20 protein-coding genes and 1 pseudogene are annotated in these 26,933 nt (G+C 72.1%); 10 read left to right on the forward strand and 11 right to left on the reverse strand.

Annotation, left to right across the window (positions count from 1 at the left end):
- Positions 1 to 70: 70 nt before the first annotated feature.
- The 5 genes from ACIQVL_RS12315 to ACIQVL_RS12335 all read right to left on the reverse strand — a co-directional run bounded on the left by ACIQVL_RS12315 (position 71) and on the right by ACIQVL_RS12335 (position 7,675).
- Positions 71 to 1,387 (reverse strand): nitrous oxide reductase family maturation protein NosD, encoded by a 1,317-nt coding sequence (locus ACIQVL_RS12315; RefSeq protein WP_403475261.1) that lies wholly within the window; start codon positions 1,385 to 1,387, stop codon positions 71 to 73.
- Positions 1,384 to 3,336: a right-handed parallel beta-helix repeat-containing protein gene (locus ACIQVL_RS12320; RefSeq protein WP_403443625.1), complete on the reverse strand. Its 1,953-nt coding sequence runs from the start codon at positions 3,334 to 3,336 to the stop codon at positions 1,384 to 1,386. Before ACIQVL_RS12320 ends, ACIQVL_RS12315 begins: the two co-directional genes overlap by 4 nt.
- Positions 3,337 to 3,340: 4 nt before the next feature.
- Positions 3,341 to 4,636, reverse strand: a complete 1,296-nt coding sequence (locus ACIQVL_RS12325; RefSeq protein WP_403475262.1) for a glycosyltransferase family 2 protein — start codon at positions 4,634 to 4,636, stop codon at positions 3,341 to 3,343.
- Between the two features lie 392 nt (positions 4,637 to 5,028).
- Positions 5,029 to 7,068, reverse strand: a complete 2,040-nt coding sequence (locus ACIQVL_RS12330; RefSeq protein ID WP_403475263.1) for a thioredoxin domain-containing protein — start codon at positions 7,066 to 7,068, stop codon at positions 5,029 to 5,031.
- Positions 7,049 to 7,675: an ArsR/SmtB family transcription factor gene (locus ACIQVL_RS12335; protein WP_403443617.1), complete on the reverse strand. Its 627-nt coding sequence runs from the start codon at positions 7,673 to 7,675 to the stop codon at positions 7,049 to 7,051. The genes ACIQVL_RS12330 and ACIQVL_RS12335 overlap by 20 nt, the downstream gene beginning before the upstream one ends.
- 235 nt (positions 7,676 to 7,910) lie before the next feature.
- Between ACIQVL_RS12335 and ACIQVL_RS12340 the strand changes: the two genes are divergently transcribed.
- Complete coding sequence (locus tag ACIQVL_RS12340) at positions 7,911 to 8,318, forward strand: hypothetical protein (RefSeq protein WP_403475264.1); 408 nt, start codon at positions 7,911 to 7,913, stop codon at positions 8,316 to 8,318.
- Positions 8,319 to 8,462: 144 nt separating this feature from the next.
- On the forward strand, positions 8,463 to 11,663 hold the full coding sequence (locus tag ACIQVL_RS12345; protein ID WP_403475265.1) for a tetratricopeptide repeat protein: 3,201 nt from the start codon (positions 8,463 to 8,465) through the stop codon (positions 11,661 to 11,663).
- Between the two features lie 6 nt (positions 11,664 to 11,669).
- Here ACIQVL_RS12345 and ACIQVL_RS12350 read toward each other — a convergent pair whose 3' ends face one another.
- Together ACIQVL_RS12350 and mca are read right to left on the reverse strand one after the other, a co-directional pair.
- The gene (locus ACIQVL_RS12350) at positions 11,670 to 11,903 is read right to left on the reverse strand and encodes a hypothetical protein (protein ID WP_403443609.1); all 234 of its coding nucleotides are present in this window, start codon (positions 11,901 to 11,903) and stop codon (positions 11,670 to 11,672) included.
- On the reverse strand, positions 11,896 to 12,777 hold the full coding sequence (gene mca, locus ACIQVL_RS12355; RefSeq protein ID WP_403443606.1) for a mycothiol conjugate amidase Mca: 882 nt from the start codon (positions 12,775 to 12,777) through the stop codon (positions 11,896 to 11,898). Before mca ends, ACIQVL_RS12350 begins: the two co-directional genes overlap by 8 nt.
- Positions 12,778 to 12,916: 139 nt before the next feature.
- On the opposite strand from mca, the gene ACIQVL_RS12360 reads away from it, so the two are divergent.
- Entirely contained in the window at positions 12,917 to 13,315 is a 399-nt protein-coding gene (locus ACIQVL_RS12360) for a DUF4307 domain-containing protein (RefSeq protein ID WP_403475266.1), read from the forward strand.
- Positions 13,316 to 13,483: 168 nt separating this feature from the next.
- Positions 13,484 to 13,984 (forward strand): transcription elongation factor GreA, encoded by a 501-nt coding sequence (greA, locus tag ACIQVL_RS12365; RefSeq protein ID WP_403443603.1) that lies wholly within the window; start codon positions 13,484 to 13,486, stop codon positions 13,982 to 13,984.
- A 61-nt stretch (positions 13,985 to 14,045) separates the two neighbouring features.
- Here greA and ACIQVL_RS12370 read toward each other — a convergent pair whose 3' ends face one another.
- From ACIQVL_RS12370 to ilvA, 3 genes are all read right to left on the reverse strand, one after another.
- On the reverse strand, positions 14,046 to 14,906 hold the full coding sequence (locus ACIQVL_RS12370; RefSeq protein ID WP_403475267.1) for an ABC transporter permease: 861 nt from the start codon (positions 14,904 to 14,906) through the stop codon (positions 14,046 to 14,048).
- Positions 14,903 to 15,919 carry an ATP-binding cassette domain-containing protein gene (locus ACIQVL_RS12375; protein WP_403475268.1) on the reverse strand — a complete coding sequence of 339 codons (1,017 nt, stop codon included), beginning with the start codon at positions 15,917 to 15,919 and terminating at the stop codon, positions 14,903 to 14,905. The genes ACIQVL_RS12370 and ACIQVL_RS12375 overlap by 4 nt, the downstream gene beginning before the upstream one ends.
- A gap of 217 nt (positions 15,920 to 16,136) precedes the next feature.
- Positions 16,137 to 17,366, reverse strand: coding sequence for a threonine ammonia-lyase (gene ilvA / locus ACIQVL_RS12380; RefSeq protein WP_403443595.1), 1,230 nt, complete (start codon positions 17,364 to 17,366; stop codon positions 16,137 to 16,139).
- A gap of 169 nt (positions 17,367 to 17,535) precedes the next feature.
- Here ilvA and ACIQVL_RS12385 point away from each other — a divergent pair, with 169 nt between their 5' ends.
- The 3 genes from ACIQVL_RS12385 (at position 17,536) to ACIQVL_RS12395 (ending at position 18,978) form a co-directional block, all read left to right on the forward strand.
- On the forward strand, positions 17,536 to 18,030 hold the full coding sequence (locus tag ACIQVL_RS12385; RefSeq protein WP_403443714.1) for a MarR family winged helix-turn-helix transcriptional regulator: 495 nt from the start codon (positions 17,536 to 17,538) through the stop codon (positions 18,028 to 18,030).
- A gap of 196 nt (positions 18,031 to 18,226) precedes the next feature.
- Positions 18,227 to 18,733 carry a sigma factor-like helix-turn-helix DNA-binding protein gene (locus ACIQVL_RS12390; RefSeq protein WP_403475269.1) on the forward strand — a complete coding sequence of 169 codons (507 nt, stop codon included), beginning with the start codon at positions 18,227 to 18,229 and terminating at the stop codon, positions 18,731 to 18,733.
- A complete protein-coding gene (locus tag ACIQVL_RS12395) occupies positions 18,730 to 18,978 on the forward strand; it encodes a hypothetical protein (protein WP_403443590.1) in 249 nt (82 codons plus the stop codon). Before ACIQVL_RS12390 ends, ACIQVL_RS12395 begins: the two co-directional genes overlap by 4 nt.
- A 139-nt stretch (positions 18,979 to 19,117) precedes the next feature.
- On the opposite strand, the gene ACIQVL_RS12400 is transcribed toward ACIQVL_RS12395, so the two are convergent.
- The gene (locus ACIQVL_RS12400) at positions 19,118 to 20,275 is read right to left on the reverse strand and encodes a cystathionine gamma-synthase (RefSeq protein ID WP_362595138.1); all 1,158 of its coding nucleotides are present in this window, start codon (positions 20,273 to 20,275) and stop codon (positions 19,118 to 19,120) included.
- A gap of 170 nt (positions 20,276 to 20,445) precedes the next feature.
- On the opposite strand from ACIQVL_RS12400, the gene ACIQVL_RS12405 reads away from it, so the two are divergent.
- The 3 genes and pseudogenes from ACIQVL_RS12405 to ACIQVL_RS12415 all read left to right on the forward strand — a co-directional run bounded on the left by ACIQVL_RS12405 (position 20,446) and on the right by ACIQVL_RS12415 (position 26,609).
- Positions 20,446 to 21,564, forward strand: a complete 1,119-nt coding sequence (locus ACIQVL_RS12405) for a hypothetical protein (RefSeq protein WP_403443585.1) — start codon at positions 20,446 to 20,448, stop codon at positions 21,562 to 21,564.
- 187 nt (positions 21,565 to 21,751) lie between these two features.
- Positions 21,752 to 23,446, forward strand: a pseudogene (locus ACIQVL_RS12410) (M48 family metalloprotease).
- A gap of 727 nt (positions 23,447 to 24,173) precedes the next feature.
- The gene (locus tag ACIQVL_RS12415; RefSeq protein WP_403443579.1) at positions 24,174 to 26,609 is read left to right on the forward strand and encodes a SpoIIE family protein phosphatase; all 2,436 of its coding nucleotides are present in this window, start codon (positions 24,174 to 24,176) and stop codon (positions 26,607 to 26,609) included.
- Positions 26,610 to 26,933 lie beyond the last annotated feature (324 nt).

Raw genomic sequence — 26,933 nt, forward strand, 5'->3', positions numbered from 1 at the left:
TGGGTGCGGTGGTGGGAAGAGCGGGAGCCGCGACCATGCGGGGCCCGGGTGCGGACCGGGCCCCACGCCGTCAGGAGGAGCAGGCGACGTTGGCGAGGCCCTTCGCCGCGTCGGTGACCTTGTTGTCGCAGGTGACCTTGTTGTTCTCGACGGGCGCGAAGTGGAAGCCGTAGCCGGGGCCGTCCACCTGTGCCGTGTTGCCCTGGAACACGTTTCCGGTGCCCCAGCCGTCGAGGATCCGGTGGGTCTGGAAGCCGTCCTCGTTGGAGTGCCGACCGACGTTGCCCTTGATCAGCCAGCCGTTGCCCTTGACGTCGACCCAGGAGTCGTCGTGCCCCCCGCTGAGGCCGGCGCCGTCGAAGGTGTTGCCGACGAGGGAGCCCCCGGCGGTGCCCTCCTTGATGTCGACGGACTCCGCGGTGGTGTCGCTGACGTGGTTGCCGCGGATCACGTTGTCGTCGCTCTTGTCGGGCTTGCAGTCGGTGACGGTGCACCAGTTGGACTCCGCGGACCCGACGTAGATGCCCTCGCCGAACTGCTCCTTGCGCTTGCCGGTGGCGCGGACGGTGTTGTTCTCGACCACGTTCCCGGAGCTGAAGTCGCGCAGGTGGATGCCCTCGTCGCCGATGTTCTCGACGGTCAGGCCCTGGACGACGGTGCCCTGGACCTTGTCGGCCATGACCCCCTTCTGGCCGTTGCGCACGGTGAAGCCGATCAGCCGCCAGTGGCTCGCGCCGTCGAGGTGGAAGGCGTAGCCGCCGTCGACGCCGCCGGCGTCGATCACCGCGCCGGGACCGCCGCACAGGAAGATCGGGCGGTCCGCCGTGCCGGGGGTGGCGGCCGTGAAGCGGTCCGAGTAGACCCCGTCCCGCATCTCGATGACGTCTCCCGGCCGGGCCTGGTCCAGCGCGTCCTTCAGGGACTTGGCGTCGCTGACGGTGACGGTGGCGGCCGGGCACTTCACCGGACCGGAGGCGACGGCCGGACCGGTCGCGGTGGGCGTGGCCGGTCCGGAGGCCGCCGTGTCGCCCGGTGCCGGACCGGAGGACGTGGCGCCGGCATCACCGGGGTCGCCGGTGTCGTCCCCGTCGTCGGTGGGTTCGGCGACCGGGATGGTGGGGCCGGCGGTGGGGCCGGCGCCGTACACGACGGACCGGTCGTCGCCGGCCGAGACGCCCGCCACGATCAGCGCCACCACCGAGATCAGCAGGGCGGCCGAGGCCACCCAGAGCGGCAGCCCGCCGGCGAGCCAGATCCGGCGCGCCCGCTCGGCGGCGGACTCGGCCGGTGCAGCACCGCCGCCGTCGCCCGGAGCACCGCCGTCGGGCGGACCACCGTCGCCCGGAACGCCGCCGCCGGGCGGCACTGCCGGGGTGTCCTCGCTCATTCGCTCATCACCGGCTCCCGGCGGCGGCCGACCACGGCGACCTCGTTCGGCGGCGGGGCGGGCAGCGGCGCCTTGTCGGAGTACGGGTGCACGATGCGCGCACCCTGCCCGGCCGCTCGCCGCCTGCGCCGGCCCATGGCGGCCGAGAACAGGATGAGGAGCAGGATGCCCGTCCACAGCAGGGTCATCGGGCTGGCGTAGTGCTTGACCTTGACCCAGAAGGAGCTGGTGTCGTACCAGGCGAAGGTCTGGTTCTCCTTGATGTCGGCGCCGCCGTGGGAGCGGCTGGAGTCCACTGCACTGGGACCGACCCCGCCGATCACGTTGAAGGAGACCGTGGTGCCGTCCACGCCGCCGACCAGGCTGACGCCGTGGTTGGTGGCGTCCTGGACGGTGTTGCCGCGTATCTCGGCGGCCGAGTCGCGGACGTAGACGCCGGTCTGCGGCCCGTCGATGATGTTGCCGGTGACCGTGGCGTCGGTGACGCCGTCGCGGACCGAGATGCCCTGCCGCTTCTGGCCGCTCAGGCGGTTGCCGGTGATGGACACCTTGTCCGACGCCAGGCGGGCCACGATGCCCATGTCGCCGCCCTCGATGCGGTTGTTCTGCACGCCGACGTCGAAGCCGCCGAGCACCTCGACGCCGTAGCGGCCGTTGTCCTTGGCCACGCTGTTGGCGACCGAGTTGGAGCCGTAGCTGTCGACGGCCTGCCCGGAGGCGGAGGGGCCGTCCGCGAGGGGCTTGCCGCTGAGCGTGTAGCCGTTGCCGCCGTTGCCCTCGGCGGTGGAGCCGCTGACCCGCACCTGCTGGGTGGCCCGGGAGAGGATGAAGCCGTCGCCGCCGTTGTCCTTGGCGACCGTGCGCTGCACGAGCGAGCTGGAGACGAACCGGTGCATGACCACCCCGTCCTCCAGGCTGTTCTCCACGGTCGTGTCGCTGATCTCGATCCCGGTGGCGCTGGAGATGAAGATCCCGAAGGCGTTGCCGGTGATGGTCGAGTGCGTGATCGACCCGGAGACGTAGGAGAGACCGCCGGTGGAGAACCGGGCGTCGGGCGTGGTCAGTTCGCCCGAGGGCATCGCGGTGACGTCACCGCTGCCGGAGTCCTGGCCGTCCTGGTCGCCCTGGGCGTCGGCCCGTTCGCGCGCGGTCTTGCCGTGCACCTGGCCGGTGTCCTCCAGCGAGCCGGTGTTCGGCCGGTCGGTGCCGGTGAGGCTGAGCCCGCCGGTACGGCCGCTCCAGAACCCGAGGTTCGCGAGTCTGGCGTGCGCCATCTCGAACTGGCCGCCGATGGTGCGGATATAGGCGCGGCCGTCCCGGACGTCGCTGTCGGCCTTGTTGGCCTGCGGGTCCCAGCTGGTGACCGTCAGCGGCGCCTGGGCGGTGCCCTGGAGGGTCAGTTCGCCGCCGAAGGAGACGATGGAGACGAAGCCGCTGCGGTTGCTGGCCATCCGCAGGGTGAGGCCGCCGGGGTTGGACAGCTTCAGCTTGGCGCCGACGTTGAGGTAGATGTTCTCGGTCAGCAGGTACGAGCCGTCCTTGCGCCGCACGAAGGTCTGCGGGGCGAGCTTCAGCAGGTCGGCGATGGTGTAGGCGTTGCTGCGCTGGGTGAGTACCAGGGTGTACCCGTTGTCGGTGTCCAGCCGGTACGGCACGGTCCACTTGGTGCTCTGCAGGGGCGCCACCGAGCTGAACGCCCGTACCTGGTTGAGCCGGTGGTCCTCGTCCGCGACCAGCGCGGCCTCGGTCTCCGCGTCCTCGGCGGCCGGCTGCTGCTTCTTGTCGCCGTCCCCGCCGGCGTGGGCCGTGGCCGAGGCGCCCAGCAGCAGCGTCGCCGCCACCGCGAAGGCGCCCAGCAGGGCCGCCGTCCTGGCACCGGCCCGGCGCAGCCGGGTGCCGGGGCCGGGTCTTCTCTTCTTCGTGGGATGCGTCATGAGGGGGGTCGTCATGGCGTCAGATCACCTCGGGCTGGAGTGCGGTGTGGCTCTGGCCGCCGCCGGCGGATCCGGAGAGCGTGGCCGCGCTCTGGCCCTCGCCTCCGATGCTGGTGCTGGTGCGGGTGAGCCAGCCCTGCTTGTTGATGGTGACGAATGCGTAGAGCTTGATCGGCAGCGAGATCATGATGACCACGACGGCCGTCAGCGGCAGCAGGAGGATCTCCTGCGGGTGCCTGCGCAGGTGCGAGTAGCCGCGGACGGCACGGCCCAGCAGCAGCCAGATCAAAGTGAGGACGACACCGCGCGGGCTGAAGTCCAGCCGGCTGAGCAGCAGATAGCCGAGGGCCATGCCCATGGTCACCGGGGTCAGCAGGATCTGCAGCACGGTGATCTTGGTGACCAGCGGGACCCGCCACAGCCAGCCCTTGTAGAGCGCGGTGAGGTAGCACCGGTAGGAGTTGCGGCTCCACCGGACGCGCTGCTTCACGAAGGCCCGGAAGGACGACGGGAACATGGAGATGGCCCGCGCGGAGGACTGGTGCACGGTCTTGTAGCCGGAGGCGAGCACCAGCCAGGTCAGCCGGCCGTCGTCGCCGGCCACGCAGCGGCGGCCGAGGAAGAACTCGTTCTCCAGGTTCTCCAGCACCGGCAGGACCGCCTCGCGGCGGTACGCGGCGGTACGGCCGGACAGACAGGCCACGGCACCGGCCCGGCCCATGGCCGGAACGTAGTCGTAGTAACGGAGGTTGACCAGCCAGTCGGCGACACGGCGCCAGACGCTGGTGGTGCGCTGGTAGACGTTCTGCTGGGTGCCCACGCCGCCGACCGCCGGGTCCTCGAACGGCATCTGCACGGCGTCGAGCAGCCCCGGCTCCCAGCGGGTGTCGGAGTCCACCAGGACGAGGAGCTCGCTGGTGGCGGCCCGTATGCCGACCCCCAGGGCGGAACGTTTCCCCCTGTGCTCGAAGGCGAGCACCCGGACCCGGGGGTCCTCCACCAGCGACAGCCGGTGCAGTACCTCGTGGTCCTCGACGTCAGGAACGATGATGATCTCGGCCGGATCCTGGGCGAGCCAGGTCTCCAGGCACTCCAGCAGGATCTCCGGGTCCTCCCGGTAGGCCGGGACCACCACGGAGACGCTGGTACGGAAGTTGTTGACGACCGGCTTGGCGAACCGCGAGAGCACCGCTCGGTACAGCCACAGGGCCCAGACGAACAGTCCGGCCAGCCCCAGCGGCATCAGCTCTCGCCACGAAGTCTCCCCCACAGCCTCGACGATCCACGACCAGACCTGGTCGAAGAACTCGGACAATGTTGTGCTCTCCCCCCACATGACATGACTGCCACGGTCCGAAATACGACAGAACCGGGCACTGCTCCAGCGATGCTAGGGGCTCTCGGGTGAACGGCGATCACACAAAGCACAAACTTCACTTACAAAGTCTTCACACCCATCCCGCCCCAACCGTGACGGCGGGTCACACCCGTCACGGCATGGGGTGGATCCTATGAGGGTGATGTGAAGAGCGTGAACTCGGCTGATAAATGGCATGTTTCAAGACAACGGACACAGCGCGCCGTCAGGGGCGCCGGGGGTACCCCCCGGCCGGAGGCTGGGGGAGGAACTGCCCGAGCAACCCCCACCCACCCGCAGCCGGCAACGCACCACAGACGTCCACGGACGTCGCCGGACTTCGGCGGCCTTCAGCCCCCCAGTGCCGCCCGCAGCCGCTCCGGCTCAACGGTCGGCGCATCACACGTGAAGTTGCGGCACACGTACGCGGCCGCCTCCCCGCCGACGAGCGGCCGCCCCGCGAGCAGCGGGAACTCGTCGCTCTCCACCGTCCCCACGGCCACCACCGCGCCGGGCGCGGTGCCCAGCAGCGCCGTACGGTGCAGATCGGCCGTGCGGGGATCCGTCACGTCCGGTCCGACGACCGCGACCTCGCGCGGACCGTCCAGCAGCGCCTCGGCGACGGCGAGCCCCCACCCGACGAAGCGCGGCACGCGCGGTCCGAGGGTCCGCACGATCCCCAACGCCCGCTCCGCCGCGGTCCGGTGAGGTTCGGAACCGGTGTGGGCCGCATAGCCGAGCAGGGCACCGGCGGCGGCGGTCCAGCCCGAGGGCGTGGCGTTGTCGGTCGGGTCCTGCGGCCGGCGGATCAGCTGCTCGGCGTCGGCCGCGGTGTCGTACAGGGCCCCGCTCTCCGGGCTCTCCTGGTCGGTGAACCGGGCCAGGACATGGTCGAGGAGGAGTCCCGCGAACTCCAGCCAGACCCCCTCGCCGGTCACGGACGCGAGCGCGAGGAAGCCCTCGGCGACGTCGCCGTAGTCCTCCAGCACACCGGCGTTGGCGCCGGCCCTGCCGTCCCGGCTGGTGCGGGCGAGCCGCGCGCGGTCGTCGAGATGGAGCCGGACGAGGAGGTCGGCGGCGCCGACGGCGGCCTCGACCAGGTCGGGGCGGCCGAAGTAGGCGCCGGTCTCGGCGAGCGCGGCGACGGCGAGGCCGTTCCAGGCGGCGACGACCTTGTCGTCCCGGCCCGGGGCCGGGCGTTCGGCCCGTGCGGCCAGCAGCCGCCGCCGGACGGACTCGATCCGCTCGGCGTCGAACACGCCCTCCTGCTGCGGGAGTTGCAGCACGGACCGCCCCTCCTCGAAGGTGCCCTCCGCGGTGACCCCGAAGTACCGGGCGGACAGCGCCGCGTCGTCCTCCCCGAGGACCTCGCGGAGCTGGGCGGGCGTCCACACGTAGTACGCGCCCTCGACGTGCCGACCGCTCCCGTCGTCGCTGTCGGCATCGAGCGCGGAGGCGAACCCGCCTTCGGCGGTGCGCAGTTCGCGGACCATGAAGTCGGCGGTCTCCAGGGCGACCCGGCGGGCCAGGTCGGACCCGGTGGCCCGCCACAGGTGGGCGTACACCCGGCAGAGCAGGGCGTTGTCGTACAGCATCTTCTCGAAGTGCGGTACGACCCAGTCGCGGTCGACGGAGTAACGGGCGAACCCGCCGCCGAGCTGGTCGTAGAGGCCGCCCCGGGCCATCCGCTCGCAGGTGTCCACGGCCATCTGCAGCGCGCCCTCGGAACCGGTCCGGGCGTGGTGCCGCAGCAGGAACTCGATGACCATGGACGGCGGGAACTTGGGGGCACCGCCGAATCCGCCGCGCTGCGGGTCGTACTCACGGGTGAGCCCGAGCAGCGCCTGCGCCAGCTCCTGGTCACCTGGCGGCCGCCCGCCCTGATGCCCGAGCTCCCGCTGGGCGAGATCCCGGACGATCTTCCCGGCCACCTCGGCGACCTCCTCCCGCCGGTCCGCCCACGCGGCCCGCACCCCCTCCAGCACCTGCCGGAACGAGGGCATGCCGTGCCGCGGGGCGGGCGGGAAGTAGGTGCCGAAGTAGAAGGGTTCGGCATCCGGGGTGAGAAACACCGTCATCGGCCAGCCGCCCTGCCCGGTGGCGGCCTGCACGGCCTCCATGTAGACGGCATCGACGTCCGGGCGCTCCTCGCGGTCGACCTTGATGCTGACGAAGTGCTCGTTGAGGTAGCCGGCGGTGGCCTCGTCCTCGAAGGATTCGTGGGCCATGACGTGGCACCAGTGGCAGGAGCTGTACCCGACGCTCAGCAGCACGGGTCTGTTCGCGGCGCGCGCGACCTCGAAGGCCTCGGCCGACCAGGGCCACCAGTCGACGGGGTTGTCGGCGTGCTGGAGGAGGTACGGGGACGTCTCATGGGCCAGTCGGTTCACTTTCCCACTCTCCCACGGGCTCGGGCACCGCGTAGAAACGCATGCTGACCTGGCGCGCCCCCTCGGCGGCGGTCTCACGGGAGTGGGCGTAACGGCCGAGGAGGGCCTCGTACTCGCGCATGAACGCGAGGAGTTCGTCCTGGGTGAGCCAGGTGCCGTACCGCTGCACCTGCGCCCACCCCTCCGGCCCGCGGTACTCCCGGTGGGCGCGGCGGAACAGTTCGGTATCGACGTCGATCTTGAGTGCGGCGAGCCGGCGTGCGGCGGCGTACTCGTCCGGGGCCATCGTCGCCGGGTCGGGTGTGGTGTGGCTGAACGGCAGGCTCCGCCACCAGCGTTCCCGGCCGCCCGACTTCTCGGGGATCTCCTCGATGAGCCTCTGCTCTGCGAGTTTGCGCAGGTGGTAGCTGGTGGTGCCGGAACTCTCGCCGAGTTCGCGGGCGAGCACGGTGGAGTTCGCCTCGCCGTGCCGGCCGAGGTAGTCGAGGATCCGGCGGCGCAGGGGGTTGCCGAGGGACTTGTAGAGGGCGGTGCGCTCCAGGCTGGTCAGCTCGGCGGGGGCGGCGGGCTCGGGTGCTCCGGCCCCGCGGGGCGTGCCGTCGGTCATGCGGCCACCGTAACCCGGAGAACCCTGAGACATCCCTGAGCCTCCCCGACCCTTCCCCGATGTCTGCCGAATTTCCTTTGCAGAATTTTCTCTGCGGTCTAGCGTGAAGCCATGGCCCGGGATGGGCGGAGGACCCGAGCGATTCACAGGTTCCACAGCCACCCGTCCGGAACAAGGCGAGGGGGATCAGGTGTTGAAGTGGTTAACGGCGACGCAGACCCGAAGGGCGAAGCGGATGAGGCGGCTGAAGCGGTGGGCACTGATCCTTCTGGGGTCGTCCGCCGTGCTGCTCGTACCGTGGATGGTGGTGCTGGCGCTGACGCTGCCCACCAAGACCGAGGTGCACAACTGGGCGGTGGCCTGGATCGGGCTGGACGTCCTGATGGCGGCGGGGTGTGCGGCAACGGCGGTACTCGGTCTGCGGGGCGACGCCCGAGCCCGGCTCACGGCGTCGGCGACGGCATCGGTCGCGGTGCTGGACGCGTGGTTCGACATAACGACGTCGGCGGTGGGCACCGAGTTGCTGGAGGCGCTGGCGAGCGCGGTGGCGGAGGCGGGGCTGGCGGCTGCCTGCGTGTACCTGGCCCTGTCCAAAGGGTGGGGTCGCATGGCCACCGCCCAGCCCGGCCCGGCCACCCGGTAACCCGGCCGCCCGCCCGGCCCGGCCGCCCGGTGGCCCCGACCGCCACCGAACCCTCACCCACCCCTGATCGCCGCCCCCTCGCCATCGCGCCCCTCCGCAAGGACACTTGTGGACAAAGGAGTTACCGCTGGAGGGGGACGGAACATGCGGGACGCCCATCGGGCGGAAGCCGACCGGCTGCTGGTACGGGCCGTGGAGGAGGAGGTCCGCCGCTCCGGCGGCCGCGTCGACGGGCAGGTGCTGCTGTCCCGGGCACGCGGCGGGCTGGCGGAGATGGAGCGGACGGCCGCCGAGGAGTACACGGCGTACACCCACGCCCTCGACGAGACGGAGGCCGACCGGCCGAGCTTCGGCCGGCGTTACGCCAAGGAGGGCTCCGGAACTCCCCTGCTGGTCGCAGCCGTCGCCGCGGTCGCCGCCACCGTCGCCGACCTCTCCCTGGGCACCGGGGCGGCCACGGCCCTCGGCGCGGGAGTGGCCGTCGGGGTGATCGGGGCGGCCGCCACGGTCGTCAAGGCCGCCGCCTCCCATCTGCCCGCCGCCCATCACCACGCCGGCGCGGCCGGCCAGCCCGGCGGCCCCGAGCAACTGCGGCTGCAGTGGCTGACCGCGCTGGAGGTACGGGGCATCCGGCCGTTCCTCGACCAGCAGCGGGTGCTCAGCGCCTCCACAGGACCGAAGAAGCAGGGCCCGGGGCTGCGCGGCGCGGACAAGAGCGCGGCGGCCCGCAGGCGTACGGTGCTGCAGCAGTCGTTCGGGCAGCTCCCCGACGGAGACGGCCCGTTCGCCGGCCGGCAGCAGGAGCTGGCGCGGATCCGGCAGTGGGCGCAGGCGGCCCGAGCGGCCACGGAGACCCGGCCGACCGTCGTCGTCCTGCACGGGGAGCCCGGCTCCGGCCGTACCGCCCTCGCGGTCCGCGCCACCCACGAGCTGAAGGACCTCTTCCGGGGTGCGGTCGTCGTGGACCTGCGCGGCGCCAGCCAGGAGGAGCCCCCGCTGCCCACCCGGGACGCCCTGCTGCATCTGCTCAACCGGCTGGGCGCGCCGCGCGAACAACTGCTGTTCCGTGAGCGCTCCTCCGCCGACCAGCAGGTCAAACGGCTGAGCGAGCTGTACCACCAGCACCTGACGGGGCTCCCGGTGACGATCGTGCTGGACGACGCCTCGGATCCGGAACAGGTGCGCACGCTGGTGCCGGAGCGTTCCGACAGTCTGGTCCTGGTCACCGCCCGGGACCAGCTCGACCTGCCCGCCGACCTGTCCGCGTGGGTGCACCGGCTGCCGGTCACGGCGCTGGACGCGGCCGGCGCGGAGGAGCTGCTGGACGCGGCGGCCGAGGACGCGTCGGGGCCGTACGACGCGCAGTCCGCGGACCGGATCCGGGAGTTGTGCGGCGGGCTGCCACTCGCGCTGCGGGTGGCGGGGTCGTCGCTGGGTTCGCGTTCGCCGCTCCAGCTGGCCACGGACCTGGGTGCGTACGGCCCGGTCGGGCCGGTGGAGCGGGTGCTGTGGCTGCGGTACACCGACCAGCCGGAGACCGGGCGGCGGCTGCTGCGCAGGCTGGCGCTCGCGGGCCGGGCCTCGATGGGCGCGGCGGCCGCCGCCGCCCTGCTGGGTGCCGACGAGGCCGAGGCCACCCGGCACCTGGTCGCACTCACCCGGGCGGGCCTGATCGACCACGTCCGTGGCAGCCGCTACCGCCTGCACGACCTGGTCCGCTCGTTCGCCCAGGCCCGGCTCCTGGACGAGGAGTCCCCGGCCGACCGCACGGCGGCGCAGGAGCGGCTGATCGTGAACTACGCGGAGCTGGCCGACTCGGTGCTGCGGCTGGTCGACGGCAACATGTCGACCCGTTCGGACCGGTTCAGCCCGCACGGCTTCACCTCGCTCGACGAGGCGCTGCGCTGGCTGGACGACGAGTCGAGCTTCATCACGGCGGCCCTGCGGCACGCGGAGGGCGTCGACCAGGCGGCCGTGCAGAACCTGCTGGGCGCGCTGTGCGACTACTGCCTGCTGCGCGGCGACCTCTACCGGCTCGGCGAGATCAGCGAGTTGGCCCAGGCTGTCGACCAGGGTCTGCTCGTCCGCTCGGTGCAGTGGCGTACCGGCATCGCGGCCCGTCAGCTGGGCGAGCTGGACAAGGCCCGCACCACGCTCACCTCCGTCGTCGACCTCTACCTGGAGGCACATCACGACGCCGGCGCGGCCCGCGCGCTGTGCTCGCTCGGGATCACCCTGCACCACCAGGGCAACCTCACCGAGGCGGCCGCCAAGCTCCAGGAGGCCCTGGATCTCCAGGCGGCCCCCGAACTGGCCACCGACCGGGCGTGGACCATGCACGCCCTGGCGGCGGTGCAGCGCGACCGGGCCCGGCTGCCGGAGTCCCTCGACCTGCTCACCCGCTCGCTCGTCCTGCACCGGGAGGGCGGTTCGGTGCACGGCGAGGCCTGGGCGCACTTCCAGCTCGGCCAGCTGGCGCTGCGCATGGGCGACGTACCGCGGGCCGAGCGGGAGCTCGGGGCGGCGCTGGACCGCTACGGCCGTACCCGGGACGCCCGCGGCGAGGCGTGGGCGCTGACCCAGCTGGCACGGGCCCGGCTGGTGGCCGGCGACGCGTCCCCGGCGGCCGACGGACTGCGCGCGGCGGCGGCCCGGCACCGGGAGAACGAGGACGCGCGCGGCGAGGCCTGGACGGTGTACTACCTGGGCCTGGCCCTGGAGGAGACCGGCAACCTGGACCAGTCGGTCCGTGAGCTGGAGCGGTCGCGGTCGATGTTCTCCCGGATGCGGGACGTCTACGGTCTGGCCTGCGCCCGCCACCACTCGGCCCGGGTCACCCGCGACCAGCGGGCGGCCCAGACCGGCTCGCTGCGCAACTCCGGCTTCGCCCGCCAGCTCCTGGTCGACGCCCGCGCCGACTTCCAGCGCATCGGCGTGGTGCACGGCGAGGCCTGGACCTGCCTGGAGCTGGCCGTCGTCGACGCCGGCAACACCCGCACCCAGCAGGCCCTCGCCCTGTGCGAGGAGGCGGTCACGCTGTTCACGTCGTACGGCGACCGGCGCGGCGAGGACTGGGCCCGGTTCCTGCGCTGCACCCTGCTGCCGTACGCCGCGCCCGGCGGCGTGGAGGTGGGCACGGCCGTCGCCCAGGAGGAACTGGCCCAGCTCGCCCGCGCGGCGCACCCGCTGCGCGACGGAAAGCTGGCCGAGTACGTCACGGCGTACGGACTGCTGCTGGAACGCGGAGTGCAGCTGGAGGCGGGCTGGCAGGCCTGGCGTCTGGGCATGGTGCCGGGCCGGCACGCCCGCGAGGTGATGGGCGTGCCGGTACCGGCCGCGATCTGACGCCGGTCAGTTCCCGGGGTCGGCCGTCGGCGCCTTGGAGTCCGCCCCGGTCTGGGCGGACTCCTTGAAGTCGACCTTCTGCATGTGCTTGTTCATGGACTTCATCAGGCCCCAGACCGCCAGGGCCATCACCGCGAAGACGATGAAGCCGAGGACTCCGGGGGTGACCTTGTTCTCGTCGACCTCCTTGGCGAGGGGGACGAGGTGCGTCAGTGCCAGGCTTGCGCTCATGTCAGGCATTGTCGCGGATGCCCGCAAAGAGGTCGTCCTCGGGGAGGGAGGTGTCGACGAGCGACTTCGCCAGCTCGTACTCCTCGGTCGGCCAGACCTCCTTCTGGAGGTCCATCGGCACCTTGAACCAGCCGCCGTCCGGGTCGATCTGCGTGGCGTGCGCGATCAGCGCCTTGTCGCGGATCTCGAAGAACTCCGCGCACGGGATGTGCGTGGTCAGGGTGCGCTCGGTGCGCTCCATCTCGCTCCACCGCTTCAGCCAGTCCCCGTACGGCGACTCCAGGCCGCGGTCCAGCATGGCGTGGTGCAGCGCCTCGGTGCGCGGGCGGTTGAAGCCCTGGTTGTAGTAGAGCTTCTGCGGCTGGAAGACCGGCCCGAACTCGGCCTCGGGGTACTTCTCGGCGTCGGCCGCGCCCTCGAAGGCCACCATCGAGATCTTGTGGGTCATGATGTGGTCGGGGTGCGGGTAGCCGCCGTTCTCGTCGTAGGTGGTGATCACCTGCGGGCGGAACGCGCGAATCCTGCGCACCAGCTCGCCGGCCGCCTTGTCGACGTCCTCCAGGGCGAAGCAGCCCTCGGGCAGCGGCGGCAGCGGGTCGCCCTCGGGCAGACCGGAGTCGACGAAGCCGAGCCACTGCTGATCGACGCCGAGGATCTCGCGGGCCTCGTCCATCTCCTTCTTGCGTACCTCGTGGATGTGCTCCTCGATGTACTTGTCGCCCTGCAGCTTGGGATTGAGGATGGAGCCGCGCTCCCCGCCCGTGCAGGTCACGACCAGCACGTCCACCCCCTCGGACACGTACTTCGCCATGGTGGCCGCGCCCTTGCTCGACTCGTCGTCGGGGTGCGCGTGGACGGCCATCAGTCGCAGCTGGTCAGTCAAGACTCAATCCTTGGTAAGTCGGCGCCCCGGTGTCATGGGGTGCGATCGGCGGCTTCTATAGTGACCGAATCGGGGGGCGAATAATTCCGGGGTCCGGTTCCCGACGGGTCCGGGGGTGGTTCCTGCCAGGAGGACGATCATGAGTACCGCGAGCACGCGGCTGCCCGAGGGCCGTTACGGCAGCTCCTCGGACGAGCGCGCCGACCGCAAGCTCAGGGTCGCCGGTGCGGTGCTGGGTGCCCTGCTGCTCGTCCTGGTCGGCTACTGGGCCTACCACTATGTCGTACAGAACAAGATCAGCGCCCAGGTCGTGACCTTCGCCGCGTCGGACGACGCGGTCGAGGTGCACCTGGAGGTCCACAAGGACTCCGGCACCTCCGGCTACTGCACACTGCGCTCCCAGGCGGCGGACGGCTCCGAGGTGGGCCGGGCCGACTTCCGCTTCACCGGTTCCGCGACCGAGATCGACCGGGTGGTCACCCTCCGTACGACGGCCCGGGGCACCACGGCGGAGCTGCTCGGCTGCCACGCCGACTGACGTCAGCCGCAATACGTAGGGCCTGACCTGCGTTGACGTAATTCTGATGGCTTATGTCCTCCCCCTTCCGTCGTTGAATTGTTAGGCTCGTGGTTTCGCCCTTCCAAGAAGGAACATGCTTCCGGGTAGGGCGATGCTTTGTATTCCCAGTACCGACGAGGAGCACCTGTGACCCAGACCAGCGAGAACGTCACCTGGCTGACCCAGGAGGCGTACAACCAGCTCAAGGCCGAGCTGGAGTACCTGTCTGGTCCTGCGCGCACGGAGATCGCCGCCAAGATCGCCGCCGCGCGTGAGGAGGGCGACCTGCGCGAGAACGGCGGGTACCACGCGGCCAAGGAGGAGCAGGGCAAGCAGGAGCTTCGCGTGCGCCAGCTGACCCAGCTCCTGGAGAACGCCAAGGTCGGCGAGGCCCCGGCGTCCGCCGACGGCGCCGTCGCGCCCGGCATGGTGGTGACCATCGCCTTCGACGGCGACGAGGACGACACCATGACCTTCCTCCTGGCCTCCCGCGAGTACGCCAGCGCCGAGGTCGAGACCTACTCCCCGCAGTCCCCCCTGGGTACCGGTGTGATCGGCCACAAGGTGGGCGAGGACGCGGAGTACGAACTGCCCAACGGCAAGAAGGCCTCGGTGAAGATCCTGAAGGCCGAGCCCTACTCGGGCTGACCCGGACAGACACCCGCCCCCGGCGTCCGCGTGACGCCGGGGGCTTTTGCCGTGCCGGGCGTCAGGCGGTGGCGGAGCGGTACTTGCGGACCGCCAGAGTCCGGAATATCGCGATGATCAGAACCGAGTAGATCAGCGACGCCCACACCGGGTGCTGCATCGGCCAGGCTCCCGACAGGGACTGGCCGGGGTTCCCGAAGAGCACCCGGGCCGCCTGCACGGTGGCGCTGAACGGGTTCCACTCGGCGATGTGCCGCAGCCACGGGGTCATGTGACCGGTGTCCACGAACGCGTTCGAGATGAAGGTGACCGGGAACAGCCAGATCAGTCCGCTGGAGGTGGCCGCCTCCGGGGTGCGGACGGACATCCCGATCAGGGCGCCGATCCAGGTGAACGCGTAGCCGAGCAGGAGCAGCAGCCCGAAGGCGGCGAGAACCTTGCCGGCGTTGGTGTCGCCGTCGGTACCCACGCGCCAGCCGACGATCAGGGCGACCACCGCCAGGACCACCAGGGTCAGGGCCGTCTGCACCAGGTCGGCGAGGGTGCGCCCGGTCAGCACCGCGCCGCGCGCCATGGGCAGGGAGCGGAAGCGGTCGATGAGCCCCTTGTGCATGTCGTCGGCGATGCCGGCTCCGGAGCTGGCGGTCGCGAAGGTGACGGTCTGCGCGAAGATGCCGGCCATCAGGAAGTTCTTGTAGTCGACGGCGCTGGTGCTGCCGCCGATCTGCATGGAACCGCCGAAGACGTAGGTGAACAGCACCACGAACATAATGGGCTGAATCAGCCCATAAATAATCATTTCAGGGATCCGGGACATGCGGATCAGGTTGCGTTTCGCCACGACCATCGAGTCGCGGAACGACTGGGTCAGGGCGTTGCCGGGGGCGGCCGGCACCCGTGTGGTGTCGCTGACGGCACTCACTTCACGGCCTCCTTGCGGCTGTCCTTGCGGGTGTCCTTCTTGTTGTCCGGCCCGCCGCCGCCCTCGGGCTTCTCCTCGGCCACGTGTCCGGTCAGGGAGAGGAAGACGTCGTCGAGGGTGGGGCGGCGCAGGGCGATGTCGTCGATCTCGATGCCCCGGGAGTCCAGCTCGCGGATGACCTCGGCGAGCAGCTTGGCGCCGCCGGTGACGGGGACGGTGAGCTTGCGGGTGTGCTCCTCGACGGTGGTGTCGCCCTTGCCGAAGCCGCGCAGCACCTCGGCGGCGGTCCGGATGTGGCCGCGCTCGTGCACCACGACCTCGACGCGCTCGCCGCCGGTGCGGGCCTTGAGTTCGTCGGAGGTGCCCTGGGCGATGACCTTGCCGTGGTCGACGACCGCGATGTCGTGGGCGAGGTGGTCGGCCTCTTCCAGGTACTGGGTGGTGAGCAGCAGGGTGGTGCCGCCGGAGACCAGTTGCTGTATGACCTCCCACAGCTGCTGGCGGTTGCGTGGGTCGAGGCCGGTGGTCGGCTCGTCCATGAACATCACCGGCGGGGAGACGACGAGGGCGGCGGCGAGGTCGAGGCGGCGGCGCATGCCGCCGGAGTAGGTCTTGGTGGGGCGGTCCGCGGCGTCGCTGAGGTTGAACTGCTCCAGCAGCTCGACCGCGCGGGCCTTGGCCTGCTTGGCCCGCATCTGGTAGAGCTGGCCGACCATCTGCAGGTTCTCGCGGCCGGTGAGGTATTCGTCGACCGCCGCGAACTGTCCGGACAGGCCGATGGAGCGGCGTACGGCGTCCGGCTGCCCGAGGACGTCCATGCCCGCGACGACGGCCTTGCCGCTGTCGGGCCGGAGCAGGGTCGTCAGGCAGCGGACGGCTGTCGTCTTGCCCGCGCCGTTCGGCCCGAGCAGTCCGAGGACCGTGCCTTCGGGGACATCGAGGTCGACGCCGTCCAAAGCCCTTACGTCACCGAAGGTCTTGACCAGCCCTTCGGCATAGATGGCGCCTGGCATATGGGTCTCCACGTCGTCGGGGATTCTGTGAGAAGGCTAGGTATGCGACCCTCGGTCCGCCTGTGGTTTTCCGCCGGCACGGCGGCGGGCGGAAGAGAGCGCGGTGGCCACGCGACACACCATAACGCGATGTATCGCGTCCGTCGACGGATTTCCTCGAACGAGTGAATGAACGGGCGCGGACCTGGACCTTTACCGCCGGAAACGGCCGCCGTGCTCAGTCGATGACCGTGTAACCGGCCTCGCGCAGGGACCGGCCGACCTCGGTGCAGTGGGCCGGGCCCTTGGTCTCCAGGTGGAGTTCGACCTCCGCCTCCGTGAGCCCGAGACGGGGGTCGGTGCGGACGTGGCTCACGTCGAGGACGTTCGCGTCGACCGCCGACAGCACCCCGAGCAGGGTGGCGAGCGCGCCCGGCCGGTCGGTCAGCCGCAGCCGCACGGCCAGGTAGCGGCCCTGCGCGGCCATGCCGTGCCGCAGCACCCGCTGCAGCAGCACCGGGTCGACGTTGCCGCCGGACAGCACGGCGACCACCGGTCCGGCGAAGGCGCCGGGCTCACCGAGCAGCGCCGCGACCGGACTGGCCCCGGCCGGTTCCACGACCATCTTGGCCCGCTCCAGGCAGAGCAGCAGCGCGGCGGACAGCTGGTCCTCGCCGACCGTGCGGACCTCGTCGACCAGCTCCTGGACGAGTGCGAACGGCACGTCACCGGGCCGTCCGACCCTGATGCCGTCGGCCATCGTCGCCGGGTTCGCCACCGTGACCGGTCGCCCGGCCGCCAGCGAGGGCGGATACGCGGCCGCGCCCGCCGCCTGGACGCCGACGATCCGCACGTCCGGCCGGACCGCCTTCACCGCGACCGCGATCCCGGCCGCGAGCCCGCCACCGCCGATCCCCACGACGATCGTGCCGACCTCCGGGCACTGGTCCAGGATCTCCAGCCCCACCGTGCCCTGACCGGCGATGATGTCCGGGTGGTCGAAGGGGTGGATGAACACCGCGCCGGTCTCGGCCGCGTACTCCTGGGCGGCGGCCAGCGTCTCGTCGACCACCTGGCCGTGCAGCCGCACCTCCGCGCCGTACTCCCGGGTGGCACTGATCTTGGGCAGCGGGGCGCCGTGCGGCATGAACACGGTCGAGTGCACGCCGAGCAGCGACGAGGCCAACGCCACGCCCTGCGCGTGGTTCCCGGCGCTCGCGGCGACCACCCCGGCGGCGCGCTCCTCGGGCAGCAGCCCGGCGATCCTGACGTAGGCGCCGCGCAGCTTGAACGAACCGGTCCGCTGGAGGTTCTCGCACTTGAGGTGCACCGGCGACCCGACCAGCTGGGACAGGTGCCTGCTGCCCTCCATCGCGGTCGCCCGCGCCACGCCCGTGAGCATCTTCTGGGCGCCCCGCACGTCGTCGAGGGTGACGGGGCGCAAGGAGTCAGCCGTGCCGTAGCTCATGACTCAAGTCTCGCAGTTCACAGGCCGAAGGCGCGGGTGTGACCAAGCTCCGAGACCGGTTTGCGCAGCGCCGGTACGGCTCGCCCCCTGTCCGCGTACTCTGTCCCCCACATCAGCACTCCTTTCATGAAGCGAGCCCCCGGCCATGCCCACAACACCTGAAATGTCGATGGACATGACGACCGTCGGTGACACCGGTCTTCTCGACACTCTGCAGCACGAGGTGGCGGTGTTCGCCCGCCGTGCCGAACAGACCCGGCTCGGCGGTGTCGGACAGGTGCGCAACTCCATGGACCGCGCCGCGTATCTGCTGCTCAACCGCCTCGACAAGGAAGGCCCCATGGGGGTCAAGGCGCTCGCCGCGAGCATGGGGATCGACTCGTCCACGGTCACCCGGCAGGTGGCTCCGCTGGTCGACACCGGGCTCGTCAAGCGCACCTCGCACCCCGAGGACGGCCGGGCCGTGGTGCTGCAGCTGTCCCCGCGCGGGCTGTCGCGGCTGGAGGAAGTGCGTTCGTCGCGGCGCCAGTTGATGGCGGAGCTGACGCAGGACTGGGAGCCGGAGGAGCGCGAGACGTTCTGCGCGCTGCTCACCCGATTCAACAGCGCGCTGTCGGCGCGGATGGCGGTGTCGCCGGGCTCGGACACCCCGTCGGCCTCCTGACCGCCGGCCGGCCGTGGGCAGCCGCCGCATCCGGCACGCGCGCGTGCCGCACTCATCCGTCACGCACGCATCCGTCGCGCACGTATCCGTCGCGCACGCGTGCCGCGCGGCTCTTGACCGTGGGCCCGGCCCTGGCCTCATATGAGACCGGGCCCCGGTGTGACCGCGTCCGGGCCCCCACAGCCGAGGAGGGGCGGTGCGTGATCGGCAGGCTCTGCAGGACGCCCGCCGGGCCCGGGAGTTCGAGGCGTTCGTCGCGGGCGCGGCAGGCCGGCTGCTGCATGCCGCCACCCTGCTGACCGCCGAGGGCCCGGACGCCAATCCCCGCGCCCGGCGCCTGCTGACCCTCGCGCTCGCGCACACGTACGCGGGCTGGGACCGGCTGCGCGGCGAGGACCCGTACGACCGGGCCCGTCAGCACCTCGCGCTGCGCTTCGCGAACTCCGCCTGGCACCAGTACGGCGGCCCGCTCAGCCGCACCCGCCCGCACCCCCGCAGCGCCCTCGCGGGACTCACGCCCCAGGAGCGCCTGATCCTGGTGCTGCGGCTGTACGAGGGGGTCGCCGAGGAGCAGACGGCGGCACTGCTCGGCCTGCCCGCGGAGCGCGTGCACGCCCTCTGCGACCGGGCGACGGCCACCCTGCTGCATCCGCCGCGGAAGGCGGCGCCCGCGGTGCTGGGGGCGAAGGTGGCGCCGTCGTGAACCGGGTCGAACGCGAGGCGGCGGCCCGGCGGGTCATGGAGAGGACACCGCCCCCGGTACCGCCCGACCTCTACGGCGAGGTGCTGCGCCGGGGCGGCCGGATGCTGCGGCGCCGGCGCAGGGCCCGCCGGCTGCTGTGGCTGCTGCTGTGCGCGGCGGCCGTGGCGTTCGCGGTCTGGGCGGCATCGGTGCATCCGTGGGTGCAGCCGCCGTCCACGACGACCCCACCCATCGTCGGCTGGTAAGACCGGTCGACGGCCGGTGAGCCGGTCGACAGCCGGTGAGCCGGTCGACAGCCGGTGAGCCGGTCGACAGCCGGTGAGCCGGTCCACGGCCGGTGGACCAGTCCCCGGCCCGCGGACCGGTCCACGGGCGGTGAAACGATCAGCCGAGCGCCTGCTGGAGGTCTTCCAGCAGGTCGTCGACGTTCTCGATGCCCACGGAGAGACGCACCAGGTCGGCGGGCACCTCCAGGGCGGAGCCGGCCGCCGAGGCGTGTGTCATCCGTCCCGGGTGCTCGATCAGCGACTCGACGCCGCCCAGGGACTCGCCGAGCGTGAACACCTTGGCGCGGTTGCAGACCTCGACAGCCGCCTCCTCGCCCCCTGTGACCTGGAAGGACACCATGCCGCCGAACGCCTTCATCTGCTTGGCGGCGGTCTCGTGCCCCGGGTGCTCCGGCAGGCCCGGGTACAGGACCCGCGTCACGCGCGCGTGCCGGCTCAGCATGTCGGCGATCTTCGTGGCGTTCTCGCTGTGCCGGTCCATGCGCACCGCGAGCGTCTTGGTGCCGCGCAGCACCAGCCACGAGTCGAACGGCCCGGCGACCGCGCCCATCGCGTTCTGGTGGTAGGCGAGCTCCTCGCCGAGCGTCTGGTCGGACACGATCAGCGCGCCGCCGACCACGTCCGAGTGACCGCCCATGTACTTCGTCAGCGAGTGCACGACGACGTCCGCGCCGAGCGCGAGCGGCTGCTGGAGGTAGGGCGTGGCGAAGGTGTTGTCGACGACGAGCCGGGCACCGGCGTCGTGGGCGACCTGGGCGACGGCGGCGATGTCGGTGATGCCGAGCAGCGGGTTGGAGGGGGTCTCCACCCAGACCGCCTTGGTCTTCGGGGTGATCGCGGCCCGCACGGCGGACGGGTCGCTGGTGTCGGCGACGGACCACTCCACGCCCCACCGGGAGACGACCTTCGCGAACAGCCGGAACGTGCCGCCGTAGGCGTCGTTCGGGATGACCACGTGGTCGCCGGGGCTGAGCAGCGTGCGCAGCAGGGCGTCCTCGGCCGCAAGGCCGGACGCGAACGCGAGCCCGCGCCGCCCGCCCTCCAGGGCGGCGAGGTTCTCCTCCAGGGCGGTCCTGGTCGGGTTGGCGCTACGGCTGTACTCGTAGCCGCCGCGCAGACCGCCGACGCCGTCCTGCTTGTAGGTCGAGACCTGGTAGATCGGCGGTACGACCGCACCGGTGAGGGGGTCCGCCGTGTTGCCCGCGTGGATGGCGAGCGTCTCGAAGTGCTGACTGATGTGGTGCCTGTCGCTCATGGTTGACGAGCCTAGTGCTCCGGCGGCCCCCGTGCGTTGTCCACAGGCCGGACCGCCGGTTGTCCACAGGTCACCGGGCCGCCTGTTGTCCACAGGTCACCGGACGCCGGTTGTCCACAGGCCCAGGGACCGGTTGGCCAATTGTCGGCGCCGTCTGGTTCGCTTGACGCATGGCGATTCTCTGGGCCCTGATGGCGCTGCTCCTGCTGAGCTTCGCGCTGCTCCCCGTCCTGCGGCGGCGGCGCGGCATGATCGAGCGGGTCCACCCGAGCCACCCGGACGCCGCCGACCCGGCGGACTACGGCTTCGTGCGCGAGGAGGACCTGGACATCCGCATGCCCGGACCCGACCAGGACCTGCTGGACGTCCTCGACGTGGTGCGGCGCACCCAGGACTACCGGGCGGCCTCGCAGCTGCTCGCGGGCACGGAGATCGCGGGTGAGCTGCGCTGGCAGCGGGTGCAGGCCTTCGCGGGCGCTGCGGCGCTGGAGCTCAAGGAGCGGCCGGGCGGGGTCAGCGAGACGCCGGGCGGGCAGTGGCTGCGGGTCTGGCGGGCCGAGCAGCCCAAGGACGCCGGCGGCGCCGCCGTGCACGCGGAGTTCCTGGCGCAGCAGGCGTGGCGGACGTCGGTGCCGGGCACCGACGACTTCCGGATCATCATGGAGGAGGCCAGGGACGCCTGCGGGCAGGCCGCCCTGCTCTCCCCCGGCGACCCGGTGCCGTACATCGTCGAGCTGTCGGTGGCCCGCGGGCTGAACTACCCGCAGCCGGAGTTCGAGCAGCTGTGGCTGAAGATCCTGGACCGCGCGCCCGCCCACATGGGGGCGCACCTCGCCGCGCTGCACTACTGGTGCGAGAAGTGGCACGGCTCGCGCGAGCTGGCGTACTCCTTCGCCGAGGCCGCCGCCGCCCGCGCCCCGCAGGGCTCGCTGCTGGCCGCGATGCCGCTGTTCGCGGTCTTCGAGCACCTGCCCGAGGTGAACCTGGTGGTGAGCTTCTACCAGAGCGAGGTCGTCACCAAGGCCGTGCACGGCGCCCTGCACGCGGTGCACTCGGCGCGCCAGGACGACCCGATGCTCGCGCACGTCCGTCACCTGCTGGTCTTCTTCCTGGTCCGCTCGGAGCGCTGGGCGGAGGCCATGGGCGAGCTGATACACGTCGACGGGCATGTCGGGGCCCTGCCCTGGACGCTGTCGGCGAACCCGGCCGCCGAGTTCGCCCTCTTCCGCGCACTGGCGGTGGCGGGCTACGAGGCGAACGGCGGGAGCCCGGCGACGCTGCACAGCTGAGGGGGCGCCGTCGAAAGGACACGTCGAGTGTCGGCCGCGGGCCGGTGGGGGGCCGGTCGTGCAGTTCCTCCCCCGGCCTTCGGCTGGGGGTACCCCCAGCGCCCCTGACGGGGCGCTTGAGTCCCGTTCGTTTTCCGTTGGCCCCGTTTCACGGGGCTGTACGGGGTTGCATGGGGGGATCTGCCCGATGGGCGCAACTCTGCGGGCGCTGCGCGCCCTTGTTCTGTTCTGCGGCTTCTATCTGCTGAGCCTCGTCCTGCTGGCGGTGGCGGCCGCCGTCGACGTGGCGGCGGTGACGTGGGCGCCCGACGCCTTCGCCGGGAAGGTCGTGATCGTCTCCCTGCTGCTGGCGGTGCCGGTCGTCAGGGGCATGTTCATGCTCCGCACACCCAGGGGCGAGGAACCGCCCGGCCTCCCGGTCACCGAAGCCGACGAGCCCCGGCTGTGGGCGCTGGTGCGGGAGCTCGCGGCGGCCACGGGCACCCGCGCGCCGGACGCCGTGGTCCTCACCGGTGACGTCAACGCGGGGGTCGGCGAGGAGCCCCGGTTGCTCGGCCTGCGCCCCGGACCGCGCCGCCTCTACCTGGGCGTGCCGCTGCTGACCGGACTGACCGAGGCCCGGCTGAAGGCCGTACTCGCCCACGAGTACGGCCACTTCACCGGCGGAGACACCCGGCTGTCGGTGCTCGCGGTGCGCGGCCGGGTGCAGATCGCACGGACCGTCGGGCACTTCCACGCGCAGGCCGACGGCAGGGAGGCCGCCGAACGCACCCGGCAGGAGAAGGCCGCAGCCAGGCGCACCGCGAAGGGCAGACAGGCCAGGAAGGTCGACACCGCCGGGGCCGGCATCACGTACCGGCTGATGGCGGCGGTCTACACGGCGTACGCGCGGCTCTACATGCGGGCCACGCTGTCGACGGCCCGCGCGCAGGAGTACGCCGCCGACCTGGCCGCCGCGCGGATCGCGGGCCGGGACGCGACGGTGTCGGCGCTGCGTGAGCTCCCGGTCCTGTCCGCCGCCCACGGCTTCTATCTCGACACGTACGCGACACTCGGCCTGCCGGCCCGGCAACTCCCGCCGCGCGGGCAGTTCTTCGGCGGCTTCGGCCGGATGCTGACGGCGCGCGAGACGGAGTTGGCGGGGCTGCGGGAGCAACTGCCGACGGCGCCCGGATCGCCGTACGACTCGCATCCGCCGATCGCCGACCGGGTACGGCGGATCGGGGAACTGCCCGCCGACGGGCGCGGCGCGGACGACGACGGCCCGGCCCTCGCCCTGCTCACCGACCCGGCCCGGACCCTGGCCGCGCTGGAGGACGCGGTGCTGACCGACGAGGTACGGCAGTTCGAGCGGGCCGGGGAGTGGGAGCAGTTGCTGTGCTCGTCGATGGCGGCAGGGCTGGCCTCGCTCGACACTCCCCTGCACCGGGCGCTCGCCCTCCACACCGAGGACCGGCCGACGCTGCCCGCGCTGCTCCGGCTGATCGACGACGGCCGGCTGTGGCAGCTGGCACTGCGGCTGCCGTCGCCCGAATAGGCGCCGACCGAACAGGCGCCGACCGCGCAGGCGGCGACCGAGCAGGCGGCGACCGAGCAGGCGCCGACCGAGCAGGACCCGGCGTTCCGGGAGTCCGTGCGGCCGGTGCTGCGCGACTCGCTCCGGAGCATGGTGCTGGCCGAGTTCAGCGCCCGGTCGCTGCTGCACTGGGAGTTCTCCTGGTCGAGCCCGGCGGCGGTCCGGCTGCCCGGTTCCGCGTCCGACCTCGACGGCGAGACGGGCACGGAGGCCGCACTGCACGCCGCGCTCACCGCCGCGCTGGCCGATCACCCCGACACCGGGCCCCTGCGAGCACTACTGCCACCGACCCCGCAGCCGGCCTGACCGGCCGCGCAGTGGCCGCGCAGTGGCCGCGCGCGAGGCCGGACACCGCAGCGCTGCCGGGGATCCCTGCCGCGGGCTCGGGGTGATCGCCGGAAGCCGCATACGCATCGCCGGGCTCTTCGGCGGCGGGCTGCACACCACGACCGAAGACGGCTGGACCCTGGAAGTCGTCGCCCCGGCCTGGCCGAACGAACGGGTCCTGCTGCCGGGCGACGGCGGGCTCCCGCACGCGGGTCCGCACGGAGAGGAGTGGTGGCACATCTGGCACATCTCTGACCGGCCCGCGACTGTCCGTACCGCCCCCGCACCACCGCGACATCGGCCGTCCTCCACCCCCGCACCACCGCGACATCGGCCGTCCTCCACCCCCGCACCACCGCGACATCGGCCGTCCTCCACCCCCGCACCACCGCGACGTCGGCCGTCCTCCACCCCCGCCCACCGCGACATCGGCCGTCCTCCACCCCCGCACCACCGCGACGTCGGCCGTCCTCCGCCCCCGCACCACCGCGACGTCGGCCGTCCTCCGCCCCCGCACCACCGCGACGTCGGCCGTCCTCCGCGCGCGCTGCCGCAACCTGATCGTCCCGGCGAAGCCGACAGTGGCCGTGGCCGTCCCTTTCGCGGCAGGCGGTGTCCGCCGAAGGTCCGGGCCGGGCGGAGCGGGAGAGTCGCGGACGGAGAGCGCGGGGAGGACCATCGAAGGCACGGAGGCAAGGTGATGGCCATGGGGACGCCCTCGACGCACTTCAGCGAGAGTCCCGAGGACCCGTTCGCCCTCGGGCGCGGGGCCTCGGCCGTGCTCGACGCCCGGGGCACCGTGGTCGGCTGGAGCACACGTGCGCAGGAGTTGCTGGGCTATCCGGCAGGCAAGGTGCTCGGCCGGGCGTGGCGGGACGTCCTGGTGGACGCCGACGACCTGCGTGTCGTGCGGTCCGTCGTCGTGAACGCCGTGAAGGCGGGGGGCTGGTTCGGTGTCCTGCCCGTCCGGCACCGCGACGGACACCGCGTGCAGATGGGTTTCCGGGCCCGTGCGATCACCCGGGAAGGGGGCGGTCAGGAGTGGCTCCTGGTCGGTGCTCCGGCCGCGGAGGTCATCGCCTGGCAGCGGGACCGTGCGCTGCTGGACGGCCTGTACCGCCGCTCGCCGATCGGACTGGTCACCTACGGCCCGGACCGGACGGTGCTCCGGGTCAACCGCGCCGTCGAGAAGGCGAGCGGCGTCCCGGCCGAGGCGCCGGTGGGCCGTCACCCCCGCGAGTTCATGGTCGACGAGGACGCGGGGCCGACCGACGACCGGGTACGGCACGTCCTGGAGACCGGCGAGCCGTTGATCTTCACGGAGCAGTCCGCCCGCGCACGCCACGACCCCGGCCGGGAACGGATCGTGTCCGTCTCGGCGTTCCGGATGGAGGACTCCTCGGGCCGGGTTCTCGGAGTGGCGGAGACGATCCAGGACGTCACCGACCGCCACCGGGCGCAGCGCAGGCTCGCGCTGCTGAACGAGGCGAGCACCGAGATCGGAACCTCGCTGGACGTGATACAGACCGCCCGGGAACTGGCCGAGGTGGCCGTCCGCGGCCTGGCCGACCACTGCTCGGTGGACCTCCTCACATCGGTGACACTCGGTGACGATCCTGTTGCGGGTACGGCAGGTCCGCTGCTCCGGGCCGCCCTCGCGCCACCGGAACACCGGGTGCCGTACCAGGAGGGCGAGGTGGTCCCGCTGCTTCCGGAGTCCCCGCAGGCGCGGTGCCTGACCGAGCGCCGCCCGATCCTGGAAGGGCTGCTGTCGCTGCGCCCCGAGTGGTACGCCATGGACCGGCGGCGGATCGAGATCGCCTCCGGTCTCGGTGTCCATTCCCTGATCGCGGTGCCCCTGGTCGCGCGCGGCCTCGTACTGGGCGTGGTGAGCCTGTGGCGGTCGCGGCACGCGGAGCCCTTCGAGGACGACGACGCCGCGGTGGCCCAGGAGCTGACCTCGCGTGCGGCCGTGTGCATCGACAACGCACGCCGCTTCACCCAGCAGCAGAGCGCCGCGCTGACTCTTCAGCGCAGTCTGCTGCCGAGCGTGGCGTCCGACCTGCCGGCCGTGGAGGTGGCCTGCCGGTACCTGCCCGCGAGCGCCGAGCCGGGGATCGGGGGCGACTGGTTCGACGTGATCCCGTTGTCGGGGGCCCGGGTGGCCCTCGTCGTGGGGGACGTGGTCGGCCACGGGATCCACGCCGCGGCCTCGATGGGCCGTCTGCGGGCCTCCGCGCGCACCCTGGCCAGCCTCGACCTGGAACCGGACGAGGTGGTGGCGCGGCTGGACGATCTGGTCAGCCTGCTGGCCACCGAACTGGAGGCGAACGCCGAGGGCAACCACTCGGCGATCGAGCAGGTGCTCGGGGCCACCTGCCTCTACGCGGTCTACGACCCGGTCTCCCAGCGCTGCTCCCTGGCACGCGCCGGCCACCCGGCGCCGCTGCTGTCCACCCCGGACGGCGAGGTGACCGTGCTCGACCTGCCCGCGGGGCCGCCGCTGGGCCTGGGCGGCCTGCCGTTCGAGACGTACGATCTCGACCTCCCGGAGGGCAGCCTGCTCTCGCTGTACACCAACGGTCTGCTGGAGGCACGCAACGGCGACATCGACGCCGCGTTGAAGACCCTGAACGCGTGTCTCAGCCACGTCACCGAGCCTCTGGACCAGACCTGCCACGCCGTGGTCGAAGCACTGCTGCCCAAGGACCACCGGCCCATCGACGACATCGCGCTGCTCGTCGCGCGCACCCGGGTGCTGCAGCCGCAGAACGTCGCCTCCTGGCAGCTGCCGCTGGAAGCGACCGCCGCCGCCCGGGCCAGGGAGCTGACCGCGGCGAAGCTGACCGAATGGGGGCTGTCCGAGCTGGCGTTCACCACCGAACTGGTCGCCAGCGAGCTCGTCACCAACGCCTACCGGTACGCGACCGGCCCCGCCACCCTGCGCCTCATCCGCACCCACTCCCTGATCTGCGAGGTCTCCGACGCCAGCCACACCTCGCCCCACCTCCGGCGGGCCCTCAGCACGGACGAGGGCGGGCGCGGGCTCTTCCTGGTCGCGCAGCTCACCGAGCGGTGGGGCACGCGCTACACCCACGACGGCAAGACCGTCTGGACGGAACAGCCCCTGCCACCCACATGACCCACGCCCACCGGTGACGGACGGTCATGCCCGCCACCGGGCGGCACGCGCGCGGCGCCCGCGAGCCGGGCCGGCTGCCGCCGTGGGGGCTCCGGCACGCAGGTCCGCCCGGTCGCTAGGCCGGTTGGCGTCCTCGGGGTGCGTGCCGCAGCGGCCCGCCACAGGATCCTGGTCATGCGGACAACTTCTGAGATACGGCCCTGTTCTCCTCCGGCGCGGCACGGCAGTGCGCGTCATGCCATAGCCGCGGCCCTCGCCTGCGGCGTGCTGCTGGCCGGCACCACGGCGTGTGCCGGAACCGGCGGGCACAGGAGTCACGTCGGT

It is taken from the genome of Streptomyces sp. NPDC090499, from assembly GCF_044769305.1.
Taxonomy (GTDB): domain Bacteria; phylum Actinomycetota; class Actinomycetes; order Streptomycetales; family Streptomycetaceae; genus Streptomyces.

Excerpts from the sequence above, each read along its gene's own strand:
- ACIQVL_RS12400 (WP_362595138.1), bottom strand. The coding sequence starts at position 20,275 with ATGAGCGACAGGCACCACATCAGTCAGCACTTCGAGACGCTCGCCATC.
- ACIQVL_RS12415 (WP_403443579.1), top strand. The coding sequence starts at position 24,174 with ATGGGGACGCCCTCGACGCACTTCAGCGAGAGTCCCGAGGACCCGTTC.
- ACIQVL_RS12315 (WP_403475261.1), bottom strand. The coding sequence starts at position 1,387 with ATGAGCGAGGACACCCCGGCAGTGCCGCCCGGCGGCGGCGTTCCGGGC.
- ACIQVL_RS12375 (WP_403475268.1), bottom strand. The coding sequence starts at position 15,919 with ATGCCAGGCGCCATCTATGCCGAAGGGCTGGTCAAGACCTTCGGTGAC.
- ilvA (WP_403443595.1), bottom strand. The coding sequence starts at position 17,366 with ATGAGCTACGGCACGGCTGACTCCTTGCGCCCCGTCACCCTCGACGAC.
- ACIQVL_RS12360 (WP_403475266.1), top strand. The coding sequence starts at position 12,917 with ATGAGTACCGCGAGCACGCGGCTGCCCGAGGGCCGTTACGGCAGCTCC.
- ACIQVL_RS12320 (WP_403443625.1), bottom strand. The coding sequence starts at position 3,336 with ATGACGACCCCCCTCATGACGCATCCCACGAAGAAGAGAAGACCCGGC.
- ACIQVL_RS12335 (WP_403443617.1), bottom strand. The coding sequence starts at position 7,675 with ATGACCGACGGCACGCCCCGCGGGGCCGGAGCACCCGAGCCCGCCGCC.
- ACIQVL_RS12340 (WP_403475264.1), top strand. The coding sequence starts at position 7,911 with ATGAGGCGGCTGAAGCGGTGGGCACTGATCCTTCTGGGGTCGTCCGCC.
- ACIQVL_RS12345 (WP_403475265.1), top strand. The coding sequence starts at position 8,463 with ATGCGGGACGCCCATCGGGCGGAAGCCGACCGGCTGCTGGTACGGGCC.
- ACIQVL_RS12350 (WP_403443609.1), bottom strand. The coding sequence starts at position 11,903 with ATGCCTGACATGAGCGCAAGCCTGGCACTGACGCACCTCGTCCCCCTC.
- ACIQVL_RS12385 (WP_403443714.1), top strand. The coding sequence starts at position 17,536 with ATGGACATGACGACCGTCGGTGACACCGGTCTTCTCGACACTCTGCAG.
- ACIQVL_RS12405 (WP_403443585.1), top strand. The coding sequence starts at position 20,446 with ATGGCGATTCTCTGGGCCCTGATGGCGCTGCTCCTGCTGAGCTTCGCG.